At 46.4% G+C, this 507-nt stretch carries 1 pseudogene; it reads left to right on the top strand.

Features of this window, described 5'->3' with window-relative positions:
- Nucleotides 1-160: 160 nt before the first annotated feature.
- Nucleotides 161-507: pseudogene (locus tag ACFIO3_RS15910) on the top strand (hypothetical protein); the annotation flags it as partial.

The following is a 507-nucleotide window of genomic DNA, read 5'->3' on the forward strand; positions in this document are numbered from 1 at the left end:
GGCGTTCTTGATCAAGTTGATAATTTGACATTTGTAGAGGATTGGGCGCGTGAGAATGGGGCTTCTGAAATGGAGATCTTGGGTCGTTTAGGTTGGAAGCGCGCATTGGACAAGCAAGGCTATGGCATAGCTATGCTTTATTATAGGAAGGAATTGTGACATGGGGAGCAAGACACCAACAACGACAGAACAGAAGCAGGTACAAACAAGCGCCCCTCCCACTTGGATGCAGAATGTCTTTAAGCGTGGGGGTGCAGATGCGTATCAAATGTATGATACAGGGATTGGGGGTAATGTGTATGGGGGACCGCGTGTTGCCCCGTTAAGTGCTCAAACACGCTATGGAATTGGTGGTCTTGGAAGTATTCCTCAGCATTATCACAATCGCTCTTTGATGAATACAATCTATAATCCAACGTCGGCAGCAAGCAATCTTGGAAGAGTGGCTTCTGGTGATATGGTTGGACAGAATCCGTCTTTTAATGCTGCGCTTCAAAATAGCTTAGA

Source organism: Bartonella sp. AD328YNZD (genome assembly GCF_042196425.1).